The 971-nt window shown below is 46.2% G+C and carries 1 protein-coding gene; it reads left to right on the forward strand.

The window, feature by feature from the left end; genetic code table 11:
- Positions 1-48: 48 nt before the first annotated feature.
- The coding region (locus tag R7R24_RS25130; protein ID WP_318119830.1) for a GTP-binding protein at positions 49-971 on the forward strand (923 nt) is incomplete at its 3' end.

Below are 971 nucleotides of genomic sequence, written 5' to 3' on the forward strand. Positions count from 1 at the left end.
GAACTCAAGAAACGTCAAGGTTACTTCTAAAAGATCTAAGGAAAGAGAATGAACAGTGCAGTTGAAGCTCAATTAGCCGAGCTTGGTATCGAAGGCTATTTAAAACAACATCAGTACAAGTCTCTGCTTAGATTTCTGACTTGTGGTTCTGTGGATGATGGGAAAAGCACCCTGATTGGTCGCTTACTCCATGACTCAAAACAAATTTATGAAGACCAACTAGCAGCGGTTCACTCAGATAGCCAACGCGTTGGTACGACGGGTGAAAAGCCAGATTTGGCGTTGCTTGTCGATGGTCTGCAGGCTGAGCGTGAACAAGGCATCACAATCGATGTTGCTTACCGTTATTTCTCGACGCAAAAGCGTAAGTTCATCATTGCTGATACCCCTGGACATGAGCAGTACACGCGCAACATGGCGACAGGCGCATCGACGTGTGATTTAGCGGTGATCTTAGTGGATGCCCGTAAAGGCATTTTGGATCAAACGCGTCGTCACTCTTTCATTTCAAACCTATTGGGCTTGAAACATTTTGTTGTCGCAATCAACAAGATGGATTTGGTGGATTACTCACAAGCGCGCTTCGAAGAAATTCGTGATGAATACCTGAAGTTTTCTGAAAATCTAACTGGCGATATTGATATTCAAATTATCCCGATTTCAGCGCTGGAAGGCGACAACGTAGTGGATAAAGGACAGAACCTGAACTGGTTTGAAGGTCCATCGTTGCTTGAGTTGCTAGAAACGGTGGATGTGGACTACGAAAAAGGTGCGGGTGAATTCCGTTTCCCTGTTCAGTACGTGAATCGTCCTAACCTTGATTTCCGTGGCTTTGCGGGCACGGTGTCGTCTGGCTCTGTGAAAGTCGGTGATGCCATCAAAGCATTACCGTCAGGTAAAACGTCGACTGTAGCTCGCATTGTGACCTTCGATGGCGACATTGAAGAAGCGCAAGCTGGTCTAGCCGTTAC

It is taken from the genome of Vibrio sp. 704 (assembly GCF_033339295.1).